This window comes from Breoghania sp. JC706, assembly GCF_037026715.1.
Classification (GTDB): domain Bacteria; phylum Pseudomonadota; class Alphaproteobacteria; order Rhizobiales; family Stappiaceae; genus Breoghania.
This window is the reverse complement of record NZ_JBANCG010000007.1, coordinates 323323-340704: the sequence shown is the minus strand read 5'-3', so window position 1 is coordinate 340704 and position 17382 is coordinate 323323. Positions and strand designations below refer to the sequence as shown.

The following is a 17382-nucleotide window of genomic DNA, read 5'->3' as shown; positions in this document are numbered from 1 at the left end:
TCCGGCAACCATCATGCCCATTATCGTCAAGATCTGCGGCCTTTCCACCACCAACACCATGAATGCCGCCCTCGATGCCGGGGCCGACATGGTCGGGCTGGTGTTCTTTCCCAAAAGCCCGCGTCACGTTTCCATGGAGACGGCGCGGGACCTTGCCGCGCTGGCGCGGGGAAGGGCCGAGATCGTCGCGCTGACGGTGGACGCCGATGATGCACTGCTTGGCGAAATCGTCGATCAGGTCGCGCCCGACTGGCTGCAGCTTCACGGATCCGAAAGCCCGGAGCGGGTTCGCGAGATCCGCGAACGTTTCGAGACGCCGGTCATGAAGGCCTTCGGCATCCGCGAACGGGACGATCTGAAGGCGGTTTCGCGCTATGTCGGCATCGCCGACCGGATTCTCTTCGACAGCAAGCCGCCGCGCGACGCCGAAGTTCCGGGCGGTTCGGGAAAGCGCTTCGACTGGCGCCTCATGGAAAACCTTGACCTCGACGTGCCCTTCATGCTTTCCGGTGGACTTGACGCCGACAATGTCGCGGAGGCGCTGGACATCACGGGCGCGGGCGCCGTCGATGTGTCGTCCGGCGTCGAGGCGGAACGAGGCGTCAAGGACGCGCGGCTGATCCGCCGGTTCATCGAAACCGTACATAGAGTCGATCCGGAGCGCTCGGCGTTTGATTGAACGCAAACGGGATTGCGCCGATATTTTGAAAACAGGCATCTTCTGTACGCCCGAAGCCGCGCGGCCGGGCGCTCACAAGGTGCTTCAGGACGAGGACAGGCGACGTGGACCACAAGCCGAATACATTGCGCTCGGGACCGGACGATAGCGGCCATTTCGGCATTTTCGGCGGGCGTTTCGTTGCTGAAACGCTGATGCCGCTGATCCTCGAACTGGAACAGGCCTACGAGGCAGCCAAGGCCGATCCCGCCTACGCGGCGGAAATCGAGTATCTCAACACCTATTACACGGGACGTCCGAGCCCGCTCTATTTCGCCGAGCGGCTGACGGAAGAACTCGGCGGCGCGAAGATCTACCTGAAGCGCGAGGAGCTGAACCACACCGGCTCCCACAAGATCAACAATTGCCTGGGCCAGATCGTGCTGGCCAAGCGCATGGGCAAGACCCGCATCATCGCGGAGACCGGCGCCGGCCAGCATGGCGTGGCGGCGGCAACCGTCTGTGCCCGTTTCGGGCTGCCCTGCGTGGTCTACATGGGCGCGACGGACGTGGAGCGGCAGGCGCCCAACGTGGTCCGCATGAAGATGCTGGGCGCGGAAGTGGTGCCGGTCACCTCCGGCGCGGGCACGCTCAAGGACGCCATGAACGAGGCACTGCGCGACTGGGTGACCAATGTCGAGGACACCTACTATCTGATCGGTACGGCGGCCGGTCCGCATCCCTATCCGGAGATGGTGCGCGATTTCCAGGCGGTGATCGGGCGCGAGACGCGCGAGCAGATCCTGGAGGTCGAAGGCCGGCTTCCGGACATGCTGGTCGCAGCAGTCGGCGGTGGCTCCAATGCGATCGGCATGTTCCATCCGTTCCTCGACGACGCCGACGTGAAGATCGTCGGCGTGGAGGCCGGCGGTCTCGGCCTTGAAGGCGACAAGCACTGCGCCTCGCTCAATGCCGGCAGGCCCGGCGTCCTGCATGGCAACCGCACCTATCTGCTGCAGGACGGCGACGGCCAGATCTTCGAGGGCCACTCGATTTCCGCCGGGCTCGACTATCCCGGCATCGGGCCCGAGCATTCGTGGCTGAACGATATCGGCCGGGTGGAATACGTTCCCATCATGGACACCGAGGCACTGGACGCCTTCCAGCTCCTGACCCGGGTGGAAGGCATCATTCCGGCGCTGGAATCGGCCCATGCGCTCGCGCAGGTCGTGAAGGTCGCACCGCAGATGGACAAGGATCAGATCATCGTCATGAACCTGTCCGGGCGGGGCGACAAGGACGTGTTCACCGTCGCCAAGATCCTCGGCTACGACATCTGAGCGCAGATCGCCGTCGCGGCCGGACCGCATCGGGAACCGGAACGACGACCTCGCAGAAGAAGGCCGCCGCCGTGCCAATGCCGAACGACTATCAGCGCGCGGGTCCCGTGTTCGAACGGTTCATCGAAGAGGCCCGCGACGCGCTGGACCTGACCACCCGCAACCAGACCTATACGGTCGTGGAAGGTGTATTCCGCACATTCCGTCGCCGCCTCAGCGTCGAGGAAGGGCTGCGCTTTGCCGACACGCTGCCGGCGGTTCTGCGCGCGCTGTTCGTCGGGGAATGGGATATCTCAGTGCCGCCGGTCGCCTATGCGGAGCGAAAGGTGCTGGACGAGGAGGTGGCCGGCCTGCGCCGCCACCACAATTTCGCCCCGCACGGCAGCATCCGCGCGGTTGCCCGTGCACTGCGTCGTTTCGTGGACGAAAAACGGTTCGACCAGTGTCTGGCGACGCTCGGCGAGGAAGCCTGCGCCTTCTGGAGCGTCGAGGCCGACTAGAATGGGCCACGGCGGGATGGAAGCAGGTCGCCCATCCTTCGAGACGCCCGCTCACGCGGGCTCCTCAGGATGACGTAATGTTTGTTGCTACCTTCACCAAAACATCAACACGGACAACGTCATCCTGAGGAGCCGTCGCAAGACGGCGTCTCGAAGGATGAGCCACAGCCGAAATCCCCGCGCCACGTCCGTCAGGCCATGAAACGATCCGGCGGGCAGTCCCCGCGCGTGGTTCCGGCCGGCGCGAGTGACGAGCCATGCGCAAGACACACGGCACCCATGCTCCGTGCCTGATTGTTGTGCGTTGCACAAAGAGCGATATCGGGATCAGAAACCTCCGAAAAACAAGGAGAATCCCAAAATGGTTTCCCGCTCCTTCCTTGGCTCCGTTCTCGGCGTGTTCGACGATATCCAGCGTGCCGGGCGTGCCAACGCCACCTATCACGAGCTTTCCATGATGTCGGACGACGAACTTGCACGGCGCGGCCTCAACCGCGGCGATGTCATGCGCGTCGCCCTGAGGTCCGGTTTCGGCGACCTCTGACCTCCATTCCGGCCCCCGCGCCGCCGCCGCGACCGACGCGGCGCATTGACAGAGGGACGCCGCCGCCCCTACATCCTCATTCTGGTAATGGCGCCGGACACGATGCCCGGTACCGGAAGGATAATGGGACGTTGCGAATGAGCCCCACGAACGGGACGCGGATCGACCGCCGGTTTGCGGCTTGCGCCAGCGAGGGTCGGCCGGCCCTCGTGACTTTCGTCACCGCAGGCGATCCGGACCTCGAAACGTCGCAGGCGATCCTCAAGGCGCTGCCGAGTGCCGGCGCCGACGTGATCGAACTCGGCATGCCCTTCTCCGATCCCATGGCCGAAGGCCCGACGATCCAGCTCGCCTCGCAGCGCGCGCTGGCGGCCGGCCAGACCATGAAGAAGACGCTTTCGATGGTCCGCGCCTTCCGCGAAGGCGACGCGGAGACGCCTATCGTTCTGATGGGCTACTACAATCCCATCTACGCCTATGGCGTTGACGCCTTCCTCAGGGATGCGGTGGAGGCCGGCGTTGACGGCCTGATCGTCGTGGACCTGCCGCCCGAAGAGGACGAAGAGCTCTGCCTTCCCGCGATCAGGGCTGGCGTCAACTTCATCCGTCTCGCGACCCCCACCACTGATGACCATCGGCTTCCCGCCGTTCTCGCAAACACCTCCGGGTTCGTCTATTACGTCTCCATCACCGGCATCACCGGCACGGCCGCGCCTGACGCGGGCCGGGTCGCGGAGGCGGTGACGCGGATCAAGGGGCACACGCGGCTTCCCGTGGCCGTCGGCTTCGGCGTGAAATCGGCCGAGCAGGCACGCGAGATCGGCCGCAATGCGGACGGCGTCGTTGTCGGCTCCGCAATCGTGAATGCGGTGCGCGAGAGCCTCGACAACGAGGGCCGCGCCACACAAAGGACGGTTTCGGCCGTCACAGAGCTGGTCGCCGATCTCGCTCGCGGCGTGCGCGCCGCGCGATCGCAGGCCGCAGAGTAGCGGCCCCAGGCGGTCCATCCGTTCAACAGATACCGGAACTTGAACCCGTGAACTGGATCAACAACGTCGTCCGACCGAAAATCCAGAGCTTCCTGCAAAAGCGGGAGACCCCGGAGAACCTCTGGATCAAGTGCCCGGAGACGGGCGAGATGGTGTTCCATCGCGACCTGGAACAGAACCAGTGGGTGGTGCCGAGCTCCGGCCACCACATGCGCATTTCCTCGACCAAGCGGCTGGAGTTCTTCTTCGACGACGGCGCGTTCGAGAAGCTTGAGACGCCTGAAGTCGCCATCGATCCGCTCAAGTTCCGCGACGAGCGCCGCTACACCGACCGTCTCAAGGACGCCAAGACGAAGACCGGCATGGACGATGCCGTGATCGTGGCAAGCGGCCTTGTGAAGGGGCTGAAGATCACCGCGGCCGTGCAGGACTTCGCCTTCATCGGCGGATCGCTTGGCATGGCGGCTGGCGAGGCGATCATCCGCGGGCTCGATCATGCGCGGGAGGCCGGCACGCCGTTCGTGCTGTTTGCCGCTTCCGGCGGCGCGCGGATGCAGGAAGGCATCCTGTCGCTGATGCAGATGCCCCGCACCACCGCCGCGATCCGCCTGCTGAAGGAGGCGGGGCTTCCCTACATCGTCGTGCTGACCAACCCGACGACCGGCGGCGTTACCGCATCCTACGCGATGCTCGGCGACATCCACATCGCCGAGCCCGGCGCCCTCATCGGCTTTGCGGGACCGCGCGTCATCGAGCAGATCATCCGCGAGAAGCTGCCCGAGGGTTTCCAGCGCTCGGAATATCTTCTGGAGCACGGCATGGTCGACATGGTCGTCCACCGGCACGAAATACCGGAAACGGTTTCGCGGATCTGCGCCCTGCTGATGAGCGAGCCGACCATCGTCGAACAGGCCGGCGAGGAAACGCGGGATACGGGCGGTGAAGCCCCGGAGCCGGCCGACGAGAAAGCTGCCGAAGAGGCCTGATCCCGTTCGCACGTTCATTCACTTGAGAAATTGCGAAGATCCGCCGATGGATCACAGTACGCCCATTCTGGAGCGACTTCTCGGTCTCCATCCCAAGGAGATCGACCTTTCGCTCGGCCGCATGCAGCGGTTGCTCGACGCGCTCGGCAATCCCGAGCGTTCGCTGCCGCCGGTCATCCACATTGCCGGTACGAACGGCAAGGGCTCCACCACCGCCTTCATGCGCGCGATGCTGGAGGCGGCGGAAAAGCGCGTTCACGTCTACACCTCGCCGCATCTGGTGCGTTTTCACGAACGCATCCGGCTCGCGCACGAGGGCGGCGGGCGGATCGTCGAGGACGACGTGCTGTGCGAGGCGCTGCGCCACGTGGAACAGGTCAACGCGGGCGAGCCGATCACCTTTTTCGAGATCTCCACCGCCGTCGCCATGCAGCTCTTCGCAAGCCACCCGGCCGACGTGTTGCTGATGGAGGTGGGGCTTGGCGGGCGGCTTGACGCGACCAACGTCATCGACGCGCCGCTCGCGTCCGTGATCACCTCGGTCTCGCTCGACCACGAACGGTTTCTCGGCAGCCGGATCGAGGAAATCGCCTTCGAAAAGGCGGGCATCCTGAAGCGCGGCGCGCCCGGCGTGATCGCGCCGCAGGTGGATGCGGTGCGCGATGTCATCGAACGCGAAGCCGCGCGGGCGGGCGCTCCGCTCAGGATCGGCGGCCAGGACTGGATGGCGCACGAGGAACACGGCCGGCTCGTCTATCAGGACGAGGATGGCCTTCTGGACCTGCCGAAGCCCAGGCTCATCGGCCACCATCAATATGTGAACGCGGGCACGGCGATCGCCGCCCTTCGCGCCGCCGGCGTCTGGCCAGGCATGGACGCGACAGAAGCCGGGCTCGCCAACGTTTCGTGGCCGGCGCGCATGCAGCCGATCCGCAGCGGCGAGATCATGGACCATGTTCCGGAAGGGGCGGAGGTCTGGCTCGACGGCGGCCACAATCCCGGGGCGGGCGCCGTGATTTCAGCGGCAATGGCGGAACTGGGCGACAAGGTCGACCGGCCGCTCTATCTCGTCGCCGGCATGCTGACGACCAAGGATCCGGTTGGCTTCTTCCGGGCCTTCGAAGGGCTGGCGCACTACGTGGTGACCGTTCCGATCCATGCCTCCAATGCCGGGCGCACGCCAGAGGAGCTGGCGGACCTTGCGGCTGAAGCCGGTCTCATCGCGGAGCCGAAGAAGGATCTTCATGCGGCACTTGATCGGGTCTGCGAGCTGTCGGCCGGCGATATTGCGCCGCGCATCCTCATCTGCGGGTCGCTCTATCTTGCCGGCGACGTGCTGTCGCTGAACGGCACGCTTCCGCAATAGGACGGCAGACGCCGATCCTTCTCAGTCCGTCGCAGTCCCGCTGACCCCGGCCTCCCAGCCGAGGATCGCGCGCTTGCGGGTCAGGCCCCAGTGATAGCCGCACAGCGCGCCGGTCTTGCCCAGCACCCGATGGCAGGGAACCACGAAGGACACCGGATTGCGCCCGACAGCGCTGCCCACCGCGCGCGCAGCCGAAGGCTTGCCGAGGTGCGCCGCTATATCCGAATAGGTGGTGGCGCGGCCGAGCGGGATCGCAAGCAGCGTTTCCCAGACGCGAACCTCGAAATCGGTGCCGATGAGCACGATGCGCAACGGGCTTTGCGCCGACCAGCGGCCGGGATCGAAGATGCGCGCGCAATAGGGCTCCGTCGCCGCCCGGTCCTCGACATAGTCCGCATGCGGCCAGCGCGAGGACATGTCCGCCAGCGCCGCGGCCTCTTCGCCGGGATCGGCAAAGGCGAGGCCCGCCAGACCGTGCTCGGTGATCATCACAAGGGCCTGGCCGAATGGGGAGGCATGGAGCCCCCAGCGGATTGTGAGCCCGCGCCCGCGGGCGCGGTAGACGCCCGGCGTCATCGCCTCGTGCACCACGAACAGATCGTGCAGCCGGGCAGGTCCGGACAGGCCGACCTCAAAGGTCGTATCCAGGACGGAGGCTGAATTGCGCAGCAGTTCTCGCGCGTGATCGAGCGTGATCGCCTGCAGGAACTGTTTCGGCGTGAGCCCCGCCCAGCGATGAAAGACCCGCTGCAGGTGCATCGGCGAGATGCTGGTGCGCTCGGCGATTTCCTCCAGCGACGGCTGATCGCGCCAGCGCTCGGTGATGAACTCAAGCGCAGCGCGCACGGTCGCATAGTTGCCGCCCATCTCCTGCGAAAGAGACCTGGTTTCGGCCACGGCGGGCATTTCCAGCGCCACGGTCATGATGCTCTTCTCCGACAGATCGGGTGTTGTCCTGTTCGAGGAGAAGAGGGTAGGCGTGCGGGGACGTCCGGACCACCCGTTTCTTGCGCGGGCGATACAGATCGATGCCGGGCGCGATCTATCCCATTCAGGCGTGGCTGGCGGCGCTCTCCGACGGCGCCGCATTGGGATCGCCGGCGGCGGTGCGCCAGCCGAATTCCGGGATGGCGATCTGCCGGTTTCCGGAGAAATCGGTGCTGACGACAATGAAGTCGCGCTCTTCCATGTAGGTGATCAGCCGGCGGGCACGGCCCGTGGACCGCGTGCCGTAGATACGCGCGATCTCCGCATCGCCGGGGCAGGGCTCGCCGGCAAGCGCTGCGCGCGCAAGGACCAGGAACACGCCCTGCATGTCGTCCGGCAGGCTGCGGGAGAGCTCGATGGCGTGTTCCCAGTCCGGCGTCGCCTGCTCGTCCATCCCCACACCGGCGCGGGCGACCGCGAGGCGCTGGCGGAACGAGGACAGGTCCATCGGCGCGCCGAGCCGGGCAATGCGCATGCGCACCTGGAAATCCTGATAGAGCACGGAGACCGACCGGAACCCGGCTTCGGGATCGTTGAGGATATCGTGCAGGATGGCATCGATGGCCGCCTGCCGCTCGCTTTCGTCCATGGCGGGACTTGCGGCCTCGGCCTGCTCATTTGCGCTGACACGCGCCTCGGCGAGCTGGGTGAGGAGATCGGGGGCGGGGGTCGGAGGCGGGCGACGCACCGGGCGGTGCACCTGTTCCGGCTCGTCGGCGCCACGCGTGAAGATGAGATCGCGCGCATCCTCGGGCGGCTGTTCGGGCAGCGGCATCAGCTTCAGGCCGCCACTTCTGGCCGAGGTCTCCACCGGCCCGATCTTGACGGTGACGGCGCGCCGCGTGATGGCCGAGCCGAGCGCGATGAAATGGCCGCGCTCCAGATTGCGGAACGCTTCCGCCTGACGCCGCTCCATGCCGAGGAGGTCGGCGGCGCGGGCCATGTCGATATCGAGAAAAGTGCGGCCCATCAGGAAATTCGCCGCCTCGGCGGCGACGTTCTTGGCAAGCTTGGCAAGACGCTGGGTGGCGATGATGCCGGCGAGCCCGCGCTTGCGGCCGCGGCACATCAGGTTCGTCATCGCGCCCAGCGACACGCGCCGGGCCTCGTCGGAGACGTCGCCGCTGGCGGAAGGCGCGAAGAGCTGAGCCTCGTCGACGATGACCAGCATCGGATACCAGAAATCGCGCTCGGCATCGAAAAGGCCGTTCATGAAGGCGGCGGCCGCCTTCATCTGGATATCGGCATCAAGCCCTTCGAGGTTGAGGACGACGGAAATACGGTGCTGGCGCACGCGGCCGGCAATGCGGGCGAGATCGGCCTCGCTCGTTCCTTGCGCATCGACGACCACATGACCGAACTTGTCGGCCAGGGTGACGAAGTCGCCTTCCGGATCGATCACCGCCTGCTGGACCCATTGCGCGCTCTGTTCCAGGATCCGGCGCAACAGATGGGATTTGCCCGAGCCGGAATTGCCCTGGACGAGAAGACGGGTCGCCAGCAGTTCCTCCAGATCGAACATGGCCGGCGTCCCCTGTGACGTCATGCCGATGTCGATGCCGACCTGCATTCCTGCTCCTGCGACTGGGATGGGGGAAGGCGCGGCGCTCATCGGCCGCGATCCTGCCCGCACGAATTAGCACAAATCCGCCCGCCAGCGGTGGAAAGAGGGGCGTTCCTCCACAAGTTAACGGGCACGACCGGCCGGCGGCGCTTTGCGCCCACCCACATACCGGTCGCAGCCCTTAGTTCAAGCGGGGGCAGCCGGAACGGGGAGGGGCCCTCCGGCACGGGCCGAGGCCAGCGCGAGCGAGAACGCCCTTGCGAAATCCTCCCGGTCCGCCGGATTGAGGAAAACGCCGAGCGGCACCTCGCGCCCGTGCGAGCGAAGCCGCAGGCGGGTCACCCCTTCATCCTCGATACGTTCGACGTCGATGCGCACCCAGGCCGGATTGAACCGGTAGACCTGCACATCGCCCTTCGCAGACACCTTTCGCAGCACGACCTCTTCGATGGAGACGTCGACCTCCTCAAAGGCGCGCGCATCGCGATAATTGCGGCGGAAGGCAAACCAGACGAGCGCCACATCGAGCCCGAAAAATCCGAAGACCGGCCATGCACCGATGGCGACACAAAACAGGCCCGCGGTAAACGACACCGCGACGAGCAACAGCATAAGCACCAGAAATCCGCGCGGCCCGAGCGAACGGTACGGGGTCAGGACGGCCGAAAAGAAGGGATCGGGCGCCGTGGCGGTTCCGATTGCCGCACCGGCCGCGGGCGTTTTCGCGTTGGCGTCACTCATGGGGCTTCAGTATAGAAGAGAAATGGCCAATACCAAGACAGCATCGAAATCCGGGGCGGCCGGTTCGGCATCGCCGGCGAAAAAGGCGGCTGCCAAGCCCGCACCGCGCAAGCGCACGAAGGCGCCCCGCTACACGTCCGCCGAGATCGAGGCGATCTTCGAGCGGTTCCGCCAGCACGATCCGGAGCCGAAGGGCGAGCTGGAATACGTCAATCCGTTCACGCTGCTGGTGGCGGTGGTACTCTCCGCGCAGGCAACCGATGCGGGCGTGAACAAGGCGACGCGCGGGCTCTTCGCGATGGCCGACACGCCCGAAAAGATGCTGGCGCTCGGCGAGGACCGGGTGCGCGAGGCGATCAAGACGATCGGGCTTTACCGCAACAAGGCGAAGAACGTGATCGCCCTGTCGCAGATGCTGATCGCGGACTATCGCGGCGAGGTGCCGCGTTCGCGCGAGGCGCTGGAGCGGTTGCCGGGCGTCGGACGCAAGACGGCCAACGTTGTGCTCAACATCGCCTTCGGCGAGCCGACAATCGCGGTCGACACACATCTCTTCCGGATCGGCAACCGGCTGGGCATCGCACCCGGAAAGACACCGCTGGAGGTGGAGCTGGCGCTGGAGAAGATCATTCCCGACGCCTATCGCCTGCACGCCCATCACTGGCTGATCCTGCACGGACGCTACGTGTGCAAGGCACGCACGCCCGATTGCGGCCGCTGCATCATCGCGGATCTGTGCAAGTCGCCGGAAAAGCGCGTCTGAGCGGCCCTGTGTTCAGGCGGACACGAAGTTCAGGCGGGCACGAAAAGAGGCGCAGCGCACCTCCCGGGTGCGCTGCGCCTCGATGTCCGATTGTCCGGGCATTCGGTGAAGCGGGCGACGGCGATCCGCCTAATGCTCGTCGCAGCGGCGAAGACGGACGACAACGTCGACGCGGACGATTTCCATGCCTTCGGGCGGCGGCGGAAGATCGTCGACCGTCACGTTCGCACCGGGAATATCGACGACGCGGTTCTCGCCTTCGATGAAGAAGTGATGGTGGTCGCTGACATTGGTGTCGAAATAGGTCTTGGTGCCTTCGACCGCGACCTCACGCAACATGCCTGCCTCGGTGAACTGATGCAGGGTGTTGTAGACGGTCGCGAGCGAGACCGGGACGCGGGCGAGGACCGCTTCTTCATGAAGGAGTTCCGCCGAAATATGGCGGTTTCCCTTGGAGAAGAGGATTTCGGCCAGTGCCAAGCGCTGACGCGTCGGCCGCAGGCCGGCGTCACGCAGCATGTCGCGCACGCTGTGCCGCGATTGCGGCGAATGGATATGGATATGCTGGTCGGCCATGACGTTACAAAGCTGCCACTAGATTAGGTGCCAAAGTCTGTGCCTGCGCCCGCACGGGATTTGCCCAGGTACATCACTCAACGCGCCGGCGGCTGACGTTCATCGGGAGTTACACGCCCGCGTCCGGCGGATCAACCGACGTTTCATCGATTGTCGCGAAAGACGTCACGTATTCCGTCGTTGTGAGACGTCTCACCCGAAGACCCGACGATGTGATCGCGTATCCGACAGGACATGCGATCGCCGCAACCGCCAGCTTCACATTTGTCTAGATAATAGGAAATCTCTGCCTTTAGCGCAACCAGACCGAATTGACGCACCAAACAGCAACCTTCGCGCAGCCATGGCCCGAAGACCGGCGCGCTCTCCAGTCGCCAGCGCCCTGCCGGCACGCTGCTAGGGGCGAATTCCATCCATTTCCGTGTGTCCGTTGCCCTTTCGAAGCCGGTACTCCTGTGATAGGAAGGCGCCATCAAAAAACGAACGATGGTGAGAACCGGCTCAAAGTGCGTCAAGATGGAGCACTGGCGGGCGGAAATCCCTCGACAGAACAGTGCGGGATCGGAATGCAGGAACGCGCCTCTAGCTACGACTACGAAGACCTACTCGCCTGCGGGCGCGGCGAACTGTTCGGCGCTGGCAATGCACAGTTGCCGCTGCCGCCCATGCTGATGTTCGACAAGATCACCTCGATCACCGAGGATGGCGGCGAATTCGGCAAGGGTGCCGTTCGCGCGACGCTGGCGGTCAAGCCGGACCTCTGGTTCTTTCCCTGCCACTTCAAGGGCGATCCGGTCATGCCCGGCTGCCTGGGTCTCGACGCGTTGTGGCAGATGGTCGGCTTTTTCCTCGGCTGGTCCGGTTCGCCCGGACGCGGGCGCGCGCTCGGCGTTGGCGAGGTGAAGTTCTCCTCCATGGTCACGCCCGAGGTGAAGGAAGTCGAATACGGCGTGGACCTGCGCCGCGTCATGCGCTCCAAGCTCGTGCTCGGCATCGCCAACGGCTGGCTGAAGGCGGACGGCGAGGTCATCTACCGCGCCAACGACCTCAAGGTCGGCCTGTTCCAGAGCTGACCGGCTTCGGATCACCCAGTTTCGGTTCGCCCAGTTTCGGTTCGCCCAGTTTCGGTTCGACTGGATCAAGATCACGGGCAGGCGGTTTCGCGATAGCGGGCCGCCGGACGACATGCCGCATGTTCGTCCCGTTTGCGCCCGACACCGGTTTTGCGCAGCCACGTCCCGAAATCGTCATGCCGGGGCATTGCAAAATGCCCCGGCGCACTCATCATCGCTTCAACAACGACAGCTTCCGGCCACCGGTAACACCGGATGATCGCCAGGCATCAGCAAAACAAGATCGAGGAGACCGCCATGAGGCGTGTGGTCGTCACCGGAATGGGCATCGTATCGTCTATCGGCAATACGACGCAGGATGTTCTGGCGAGCCTTCATGACGCCAGATCGGGCATCGTATTCGCCGAGGATTACGACCGGCTCGGCTTTCGCTGCCGGGTCCACGGAGACCCGAAGCTCGATCCGACCGAGGTTCTCGACCGTCGCACCACCCGCTTCATGGGGGCCGGCGCGGCGTGGAACTACATCGCCATGCAGCAGGCGATCGCCGACAGCGGGCTTGAGGACGGCGATATCAGCAACGAGCGGACCGGCCTGATCATGGGCTCGGGCGGACCGTCGACCAAGGCCATCGTGGAAGCCGCGGACATCGCCCGCGACAAGGGGCCGCGGCGCATCGGACCGACCGCCGTGCCGAAGGCGATGTCGTCGACGAATTCGGCGACGCTCGCCACTCCCTTCAAGATCCACGGCGTGAACTATTCGATTTCGGCTGCCTGCGCGACCACGAACATCTGCATCGGCAACGCCGCCGAGCTGATCCAGTGGGGCAAGCAGGACGTGATGTTCGCCGGTGGCGGCGAAGAGCTCGACTGGACGCTCTCCGTGCTGTTCGATGCCATGGGCGCGATGTCGGCCAAGTACAACGACACGCCGGAAGTGGCCTCGCGTGCCTATGACGCCAACCGTGACGGCTTCGTCATCGCCGGCGGTGCGGGCGTGCTCGTTCTGGAAGAATACGAACGGGCCAAGGCACGCGGCGCGACGATCTACGCCGAAGTGGCGGGCTATGGCGCGACATCGGACGGCTACGACATGGTGGCCCCCTCGGGCGAGGGCGCGGCGCGCTGCATGAAGCTGGCGCTTTCCACCGTCGATTGCCCGGTCGACTACATCAACCCGCATGCAACCTCCACGCCGATCGGCGACGCGAAGGAGATCGAGGCGATCCGCGCGGTGTTCGGCGACAAGGTGCCGCCGATCTCGGCGACGAAGTCGCTCACCGGCCATTCGCTGGGCGCCGCCGGGGTGCAGGAAGCGATCTATTCCATCCTCATGATGCAAAACGATTTCATCGCCAAGTCGGCCAATATCGAGGAACTCGATCCGGCCTTTGCGGACATGCCGATCGTGCGCGAACGCATCGACAACGCCAAGCTTAACTGCGTTCTGTCAAACGGCTTCGGCTTTGGCGGGACGAACGCGTCCGTCGTCTTCAAGCGGTGCGATGCCTGAACATTGCGAGGGGCGGTCGGAAACGGCCGCTCTCAAGGCGAACGACCGGCACGGCCGGTCACAGATAAATGATGAACTCGGAAACCGGCTGTCGACACACGTCGACCGCGCGGCGTCCTTTTGAAACGAAATTAAGGAGAGTCGCATGACCGGTTTGATGGAGGGCAAACGCGGGCTTGTCATGGGCGTCGCCAACGATCACTCGATCGCATGGGGCGTCGCGAAGGCATTGTCCGACCAGGGCGCCGAGCTGGCATTCACCTATCAGGGCGAGGCGTTCGGACGACGCGTGAAGCCGCTGGCGGAATCCGTCGGATCCGACCTGCTGATCCCCTGCGACGTGGAAGACATCACTTCCGTCGAGGCCGTCTTCGCCACGCTGAAGGAGAAGTGGGGCAAGATCGACTTTCTCGTCCACGCCATCGCCTTTTCCGACAAGAGCGAGCTGAAGGGACGCTACGCGGACACCAGCCGGGAGAATTTCTCTCGCACCATGGTGATCTCGTGCTTCTCCTTCACGGAGATCACCCGGCTCGCGGCCGAGCTGATGACCGACGGCGGCTCGATCGTGACGCTGACCTATGGCGGCTCCACCCGCGTGATGCCGAACTACAACGTCATGGGCGTTGCGAAGGCGGCCCTGGAATCCTCGGTCCGCTACCTCGCCGTCGATTACGGCGGACAGAACATCCGCGTCAACGCGATCTCCGCCGGTCCCGTGCGCACGCTGGCCGGAGCCGGTGTTTCGGACGCGCGGCTGATGTTCAACTATCAGCGCGAGCATTCGCCGTTGAAGCGGACGGTAACGATCAGCGAGGTGGGCGGATCCGCTGTCTATCTACTGTCGGATCTCTCCTCCGGTGTCACCGGCGAGATCCATTTCGTGGACAGCGGCTACAACATCATCTCCATGCCGCGGCTCAGAGAGCTGCAGGCCCAGGAGGAAGCCGCCGAAAACGCTGCGGCAGAGTGATGCACCAATCGTTTTGAAGGGATCTCCCGGATCCCTTTATCAAGAATATGACGCCCCGGCCCGGTCCGGGGCGTTTTCGTTTTCAGGCCGTCATCCACTGCGGCGGGCGCTGGCCTCAGTTGAAGGTCTCGTCGGGATAGACGCCGAAGAGCAGGGTCTGGTCGACCCAACCGGCCCAGTCCTTGCCGGAGATCCGGCAAAAGCCCTTGCCGCATTCCGAGACCGACGCCAGGACATTCGGCTCCAGTTCTCCAACGATCGCAGCATTTGAATCGGGCCCGGAACGAAGCGGCACCGTGCCGGTCTTGTCCCAGGGCTTGACCAGCGCGGTTCGACGGCCGGACAGCAGGGAATGGAAGACCCAGCCCTCGCTGCCCTCCCAATCCCGGATGCGGCGCCAGTTCTCGAACTCCTGAACGATCTCGACGGGCAACCCGGCGCGCACGAAGGTCCAGACAACCTCGTGATCGCGCCCCGGGCCGCGACGAACGTTGACCCTGTCCGACTTGAGACTGACGAAACGGGGCACCGGCAGGCCACTTGCGCCTTCCGACGTGCCCTGCGCCAGCGCTTCACCGCCAAGACCCGGGATGACCGGAGCGACCATCAACGGGCCGAGCAGCGCCGGGGCCAGGAAGGCGACCACCAGGAGGGCCTGCATCAGGACACGTATCGAATTCGGCTTCGTTCGGTTTCGGTGCATGGGGTTGCGACGTCCGTAATACATGAGTCTAACCGGCTGCTCCGGCCTCATTGTTCAGCTTGAAGACACCCGCCAGAGGACGCTACGGTCTAACCCGATTCCCGCCGGCGAAGGAGCGGGCGCCGGCGCGGGTCGAAATTATTGCGCGTCGGGCCGCGGCTTTGGCCGGTTCGGCTTGTTTCTTCCAGACCATCTGGTATGGAAACAACAAGCTTCAGCCGGCGCCACTCGGCGACAGGATGCGTCGATTACGGTTAAGGACCCCTCAACGAACTGGTCTAGGCGAGGACCGAAATGCCCATCAAGAAACCCCTTGTCGTGGTTACCCGGACCTTGCCGGATGTCGTCGAGACGCGCATGCGCGAATTGTTCGACACCCGTCTCAATGACAGCGACCGGCCGATGAGCCAGGCCGAACTCGTCGAAGCGGTGAAGACCGCCGACGTGCTGGTGCCGACCGTCACGGACAGGATCGATGCCGCCGTTCTCTCCCAGGCCGGCCCAAACCTCAAGCTGATCGCGAATTTCGGCAATGGCGTCGACAACATAGACGTGAACGCGGCCAACAACCGCGGCATCACGGTGACGAACACGCCGGGCGTGCTGACCGAGGATACCGCCGACATGACGATGGCGTTGATCCTGGCGGTTCCGCGCCGGATCGCCGAAGGCATCAAGGTTCTCGAAAACAATGAGTGGCACGGCTGGTCGCCGACATGGATGCTCGGCCGGCGCATCTGGGGCAAGCGGCTCGGTATCGTCGGCATGGGCCGAATCGGTCAAGCGGTGGCGCGCCGCGCCAAGGCCTTCGGCATGTCGATCCACTATCACAACCGCCGCCGCGTTCCGGGCAAGATCGAGGACGCGCTGGAGGCGACCTACTGGGACAGCCTCGACCAGATGCTGGCCCGCATGGACGTGATTTCCGTCCATTGCCCGCACACGCCGGCGACCTACCATCTGCTCTCGGCCCGGCGGCTCAAGCTGATGAAGCCGGAGGCCTATCTGGTCAACACCGCCCGCGGCGAGGTCATCGACGAGGCGGCGCTGACGCGGATGATCGAGGCAGGCGAGCTTGCCGGCGCCGGGCTCGACGTGTTCGAACACGAACCGGCGGTCAATCCGAAGCTTCTGAAATCGGAACGCGTCCTCCTTCTGCCGCACATGGGCTCGGCGACGATCGAGGGTCGGATCGACATGGGCGAGAAGGTGATCATCAATATCCGCACCTTCATCGACGGTCATCGTCCGCCGGACCGGGTGCTGCCGTCGATGCTGTAGCAGGCGCACACGCGCCGGCGGGACCCTCGCCGGCTTGCAGTCGCTATGACTTTTTCTCGATCTCGATATATTTCCGCCAGACCGCATCCTCACCGAGCTTCGCGACAAATTCCGCATGGGCGGAAATCTCGACTTCGCTCAGTCGCGAGGGCAACGGGTTCGGGCGCGGCTTGACCGCACGCCGCAAGGCGGGACCGCCTGAACCGTGTTCCTCCTCCTCGCCGCTCGTCATCAGCCCGAGCGAGGACTGCTTGCCGCCGATCAGCTCGATATAGACCTCGGCCAGCAGCTCCGCGTCGAGAAGCGCGCCGTGCTTGGTCCGGCGGCTGTTGTCGATGCCGTAGCGCGAGCACAATGCGTCGAGCGAATTGGGGCCCGCCGGGTGTTTGCGCCGGGCCAGTTGCAGCGTGTCCAGCACCTGCTCGTTGCCGATCGGCGGCAAGCCGAAGCGCACGAGCTCCATGTTGATGAAGCCCATGTCGAAGGCTGCGTTGTGAATGACCAGCGTCGCATCGCCGACAAAATCCACGAAGTCCTGGGCGAGTTCGGCGAAGAGCGGCTTGTCGGACAGGAACTCCTCCGACAGGCCGTGCACGTTGAAGGCCTCCTCCGGCATGTCGCGCTCGGGATTGATGTAGACGTGATAGAACTGGCCGGAAGGAATGTGGTTGACCAGTTCAACGCCACCAATTTCCACCAGCCGGTCGCCGCCGCGCGGGTTTAGGCCGGTCGTTTCGGTGTCGAGCACGATCTCGCGCATGATGGGATCCTGTGAGTGGAGCGCAGCTTATCTGCGCCGGAAGACGTCATTGTCGCCGCAGCG

18 protein-coding genes are annotated in these 17382 nt (G+C 64.8%); 12 read left to right on the top strand and 6 right to left on the bottom strand.

All coding sequences use genetic code 11. The annotated features are described in order from the left end of the window. Positions 1 to 13: 13 nt before the first annotated feature. The 7 genes from V2L18_RS16890 (at position 14) to V2L18_RS16860 (ending at position 6383) form a co-directional block, all read left to right on the top strand. Positions 14 to 679 carry a phosphoribosylanthranilate isomerase gene (locus V2L18_RS16890; protein WP_336179457.1) on the top strand — a complete coding sequence of 222 codons (666 nt, stop codon included), beginning with the start codon at positions 14 to 16 and terminating at the stop codon, positions 677 to 679. A gap of 104 nt (positions 680 to 783) precedes the next feature. Next, positions 784 to 1998, top strand: coding sequence for a tryptophan synthase subunit beta (gene trpB / locus V2L18_RS16885; RefSeq protein ID WP_336179456.1), 1215 nt, complete (start codon positions 784 to 786; stop codon positions 1996 to 1998). A gap of 77 nt (positions 1999 to 2075) precedes the next feature. After that, a complete protein-coding gene (locus tag V2L18_RS16880; RefSeq protein WP_336179494.1) occupies positions 2076 to 2498 on the top strand; it encodes a DUF2267 domain-containing protein in 423 nt (140 codons plus the stop codon). A gap of 361 nt (positions 2499 to 2859) precedes the next feature. After that, the gene (locus V2L18_RS16875; RefSeq protein WP_336179455.1) at positions 2860 to 3042 is read left to right on the top strand and encodes a hypothetical protein; all 183 of its coding nucleotides are present in this window, start codon (positions 2860 to 2862) and stop codon (positions 3040 to 3042) included. Between the two features lie 137 nt (positions 3043 to 3179). Next, a complete protein-coding gene (trpA, locus tag V2L18_RS16870) occupies positions 3180 to 4031 on the top strand; it encodes a tryptophan synthase subunit alpha (protein WP_336179454.1) in 852 nt (283 codons plus the stop codon). Positions 4032 to 4078: 47 nt separating this feature from the next. Continuing rightward, positions 4079 to 5017, top strand: a complete 939-nt coding sequence (accD, locus tag V2L18_RS16865) for an acetyl-CoA carboxylase, carboxyltransferase subunit beta (protein ID WP_336179453.1) — start codon at positions 4079 to 4081, stop codon at positions 5015 to 5017. Between the two features lie 46 nt (positions 5018 to 5063). Continuing rightward, positions 5064 to 6383: a folylpolyglutamate synthase/dihydrofolate synthase family protein gene (locus V2L18_RS16860; protein WP_336179452.1), complete on the top strand. Its 1320-nt coding sequence runs from the start codon at positions 5064 to 5066 to the stop codon at positions 6381 to 6383. A 21-nt stretch (positions 6384 to 6404) separates the two neighbouring features. Here the strand turns inward: V2L18_RS16860 and V2L18_RS16855 are convergent, their stop codons facing one another. From V2L18_RS16855 to V2L18_RS16845, 3 genes are all read right to left on the bottom strand, one after another. Then, complete coding sequence (locus V2L18_RS16855) at positions 6405 to 7289, bottom strand: methylated-DNA--[protein]-cysteine S-methyltransferase (RefSeq protein ID WP_336179493.1); 885 nt, start codon at positions 7287 to 7289, stop codon at positions 6405 to 6407. A 145-nt stretch (positions 7290 to 7434) separates the two neighbouring features. Continuing rightward, entirely contained in the window at positions 7435 to 8940 is a 1506-nt protein-coding gene (locus V2L18_RS16850; protein ID WP_336179451.1) for an ATP-binding protein, read from the bottom strand. 180 nt (positions 8941 to 9120) lie between these two features. Further along, complete coding sequence (locus tag V2L18_RS16845; RefSeq protein WP_336179450.1) at positions 9121 to 9675, bottom strand: DUF2244 domain-containing protein; 555 nt, start codon at positions 9673 to 9675, stop codon at positions 9121 to 9123. 22 nt (positions 9676 to 9697) lie between these two features. Here V2L18_RS16845 and nth point away from each other — a divergent pair, with 22 nt between their 5' ends. Next, positions 9698 to 10438: an endonuclease III gene (gene nth / locus V2L18_RS16840; RefSeq protein WP_336179449.1), complete on the top strand. Its 741-nt coding sequence runs from the start codon at positions 9698 to 9700 to the stop codon at positions 10436 to 10438. A gap of 129 nt (positions 10439 to 10567) precedes the next feature. On the opposite strand, the gene irrA is transcribed toward nth, so the two are convergent. Beyond that, entirely contained in the window at positions 10568 to 11014 is a 447-nt protein-coding gene (gene irrA, locus V2L18_RS16835) for an iron response transcriptional regulator IrrA (protein WP_336179448.1), read from the bottom strand. A 566-nt stretch (positions 11015 to 11580) separates the two neighbouring features. On the opposite strand from irrA, the gene fabA reads away from it, so the two are divergent. From fabA to fabI, 3 genes are all read left to right on the top strand, one after another. Continuing rightward, positions 11581 to 12087, top strand: a complete 507-nt coding sequence (fabA, locus tag V2L18_RS16830; RefSeq protein ID WP_336179447.1) for a 3-hydroxyacyl-[acyl-carrier-protein] dehydratase FabA — start codon at positions 11581 to 11583, stop codon at positions 12085 to 12087. 297 nt (positions 12088 to 12384) lie between these two features. Continuing rightward, positions 12385 to 13602: a beta-ketoacyl-ACP synthase I gene (gene fabB, locus V2L18_RS16825; RefSeq protein ID WP_336179446.1), complete on the top strand. Its 1218-nt coding sequence runs from the start codon at positions 12385 to 12387 to the stop codon at positions 13600 to 13602. Positions 13603 to 13747: 145 nt separating this feature from the next. Further along, on the top strand, positions 13748 to 14575 hold the full coding sequence (gene fabI, locus V2L18_RS16820) for an enoyl-ACP reductase FabI (RefSeq protein WP_336179445.1): 828 nt from the start codon (positions 13748 to 13750) through the stop codon (positions 14573 to 14575). Positions 14576 to 14690: 115 nt separating this feature from the next. On the opposite strand, the gene V2L18_RS16815 is transcribed toward fabI, so the two are convergent. Further along, positions 14691 to 15236, bottom strand: a complete 546-nt coding sequence (locus V2L18_RS16815) for an SH3 domain-containing protein (protein WP_336179444.1) — start codon at positions 15234 to 15236, stop codon at positions 14691 to 14693. 336 nt (positions 15237 to 15572) lie between these two features. Here V2L18_RS16815 and V2L18_RS16810 point away from each other — a divergent pair, with 336 nt between their 5' ends. Further along, positions 15573 to 16559 carry a D-glycerate dehydrogenase gene (locus V2L18_RS16810; RefSeq protein ID WP_336179443.1) on the top strand — a complete coding sequence of 329 codons (987 nt, stop codon included), beginning with the start codon at positions 15573 to 15575 and terminating at the stop codon, positions 16557 to 16559. Between the two features lie 43 nt (positions 16560 to 16602). Here the strand turns inward: V2L18_RS16810 and dnaQ are convergent, their stop codons facing one another. After that, positions 16603 to 17319: a DNA polymerase III subunit epsilon gene (gene dnaQ / locus V2L18_RS16805; RefSeq protein WP_336179442.1), complete on the bottom strand. Its 717-nt coding sequence runs from the start codon at positions 17317 to 17319 to the stop codon at positions 16603 to 16605. Positions 17320 to 17382: the final 63 nt, after the last annotated feature.

Bases quoted from the DNA above. Each gene is read 5' to 3' on its own strand.
- nth (WP_336179449.1), top strand. From the start codon at position 9,698: ATGGCCAATACCAAGACAGCATCGAAATCCGGGGCGGCCGGTTCGGCA.
- V2L18_RS16875 (WP_336179455.1), top strand. From the start codon at position 2,860: ATGGTTTCCCGCTCCTTCCTTGGCTCCGTTCTCGGCGTGTTCGACGAT.
- fabA (WP_336179447.1), top strand. From the start codon at position 11,581: ATGCAGGAACGCGCCTCTAGCTACGACTACGAAGACCTACTCGCCTGC.
- V2L18_RS16855 (WP_336179493.1), bottom strand. From the start codon at position 7,289: ATGCCCGCCGTGGCCGAAACCAGGTCTCTTTCGCAGGAGATGGGCGGC.
- fabB (WP_336179446.1), top strand. From the start codon at position 12,385: ATGAGGCGTGTGGTCGTCACCGGAATGGGCATCGTATCGTCTATCGGC.
- V2L18_RS16880 (WP_336179494.1), top strand. From the start codon at position 2,076: ATGCCGAACGACTATCAGCGCGCGGGTCCCGTGTTCGAACGGTTCATC.
- irrA (WP_336179448.1), bottom strand. From the start codon at position 11,014: ATGGCCGACCAGCATATCCATATCCATTCGCCGCAATCGCGGCACAGC.
- fabI (WP_336179445.1), top strand. From the start codon at position 13,748: ATGACCGGTTTGATGGAGGGCAAACGCGGGCTTGTCATGGGCGTCGCC.
- dnaQ (WP_336179442.1), bottom strand. From the start codon at position 17,319: ATGCGCGAGATCGTGCTCGACACCGAAACGACCGGCCTAAACCCGCGC.
- V2L18_RS16845 (WP_336179450.1), bottom strand. From the start codon at position 9,675: ATGAGTGACGCCAACGCGAAAACGCCCGCGGCCGGTGCGGCAATCGGA.
- V2L18_RS16890 (WP_336179457.1), top strand. From the start codon at position 14: ATGCCCATTATCGTCAAGATCTGCGGCCTTTCCACCACCAACACCATG.
- V2L18_RS16810 (WP_336179443.1), top strand. From the start codon at position 15,573: ATGCCCATCAAGAAACCCCTTGTCGTGGTTACCCGGACCTTGCCGGAT.
- trpA (WP_336179454.1), top strand. From the start codon at position 3,180: ATGAGCCCCACGAACGGGACGCGGATCGACCGCCGGTTTGCGGCTTGC.
- V2L18_RS16815 (WP_336179444.1), bottom strand. From the start codon at position 15,236: ATGCAGGCCCTCCTGGTGGTCGCCTTCCTGGCCCCGGCGCTGCTCGGC.
- V2L18_RS16850 (WP_336179451.1), bottom strand. From the start codon at position 8,940: ATGCAGGTCGGCATCGACATCGGCATGACGTCACAGGGGACGCCGGCC.
- V2L18_RS16860 (WP_336179452.1), top strand. From the start codon at position 5,064: ATGGATCACAGTACGCCCATTCTGGAGCGACTTCTCGGTCTCCATCCC.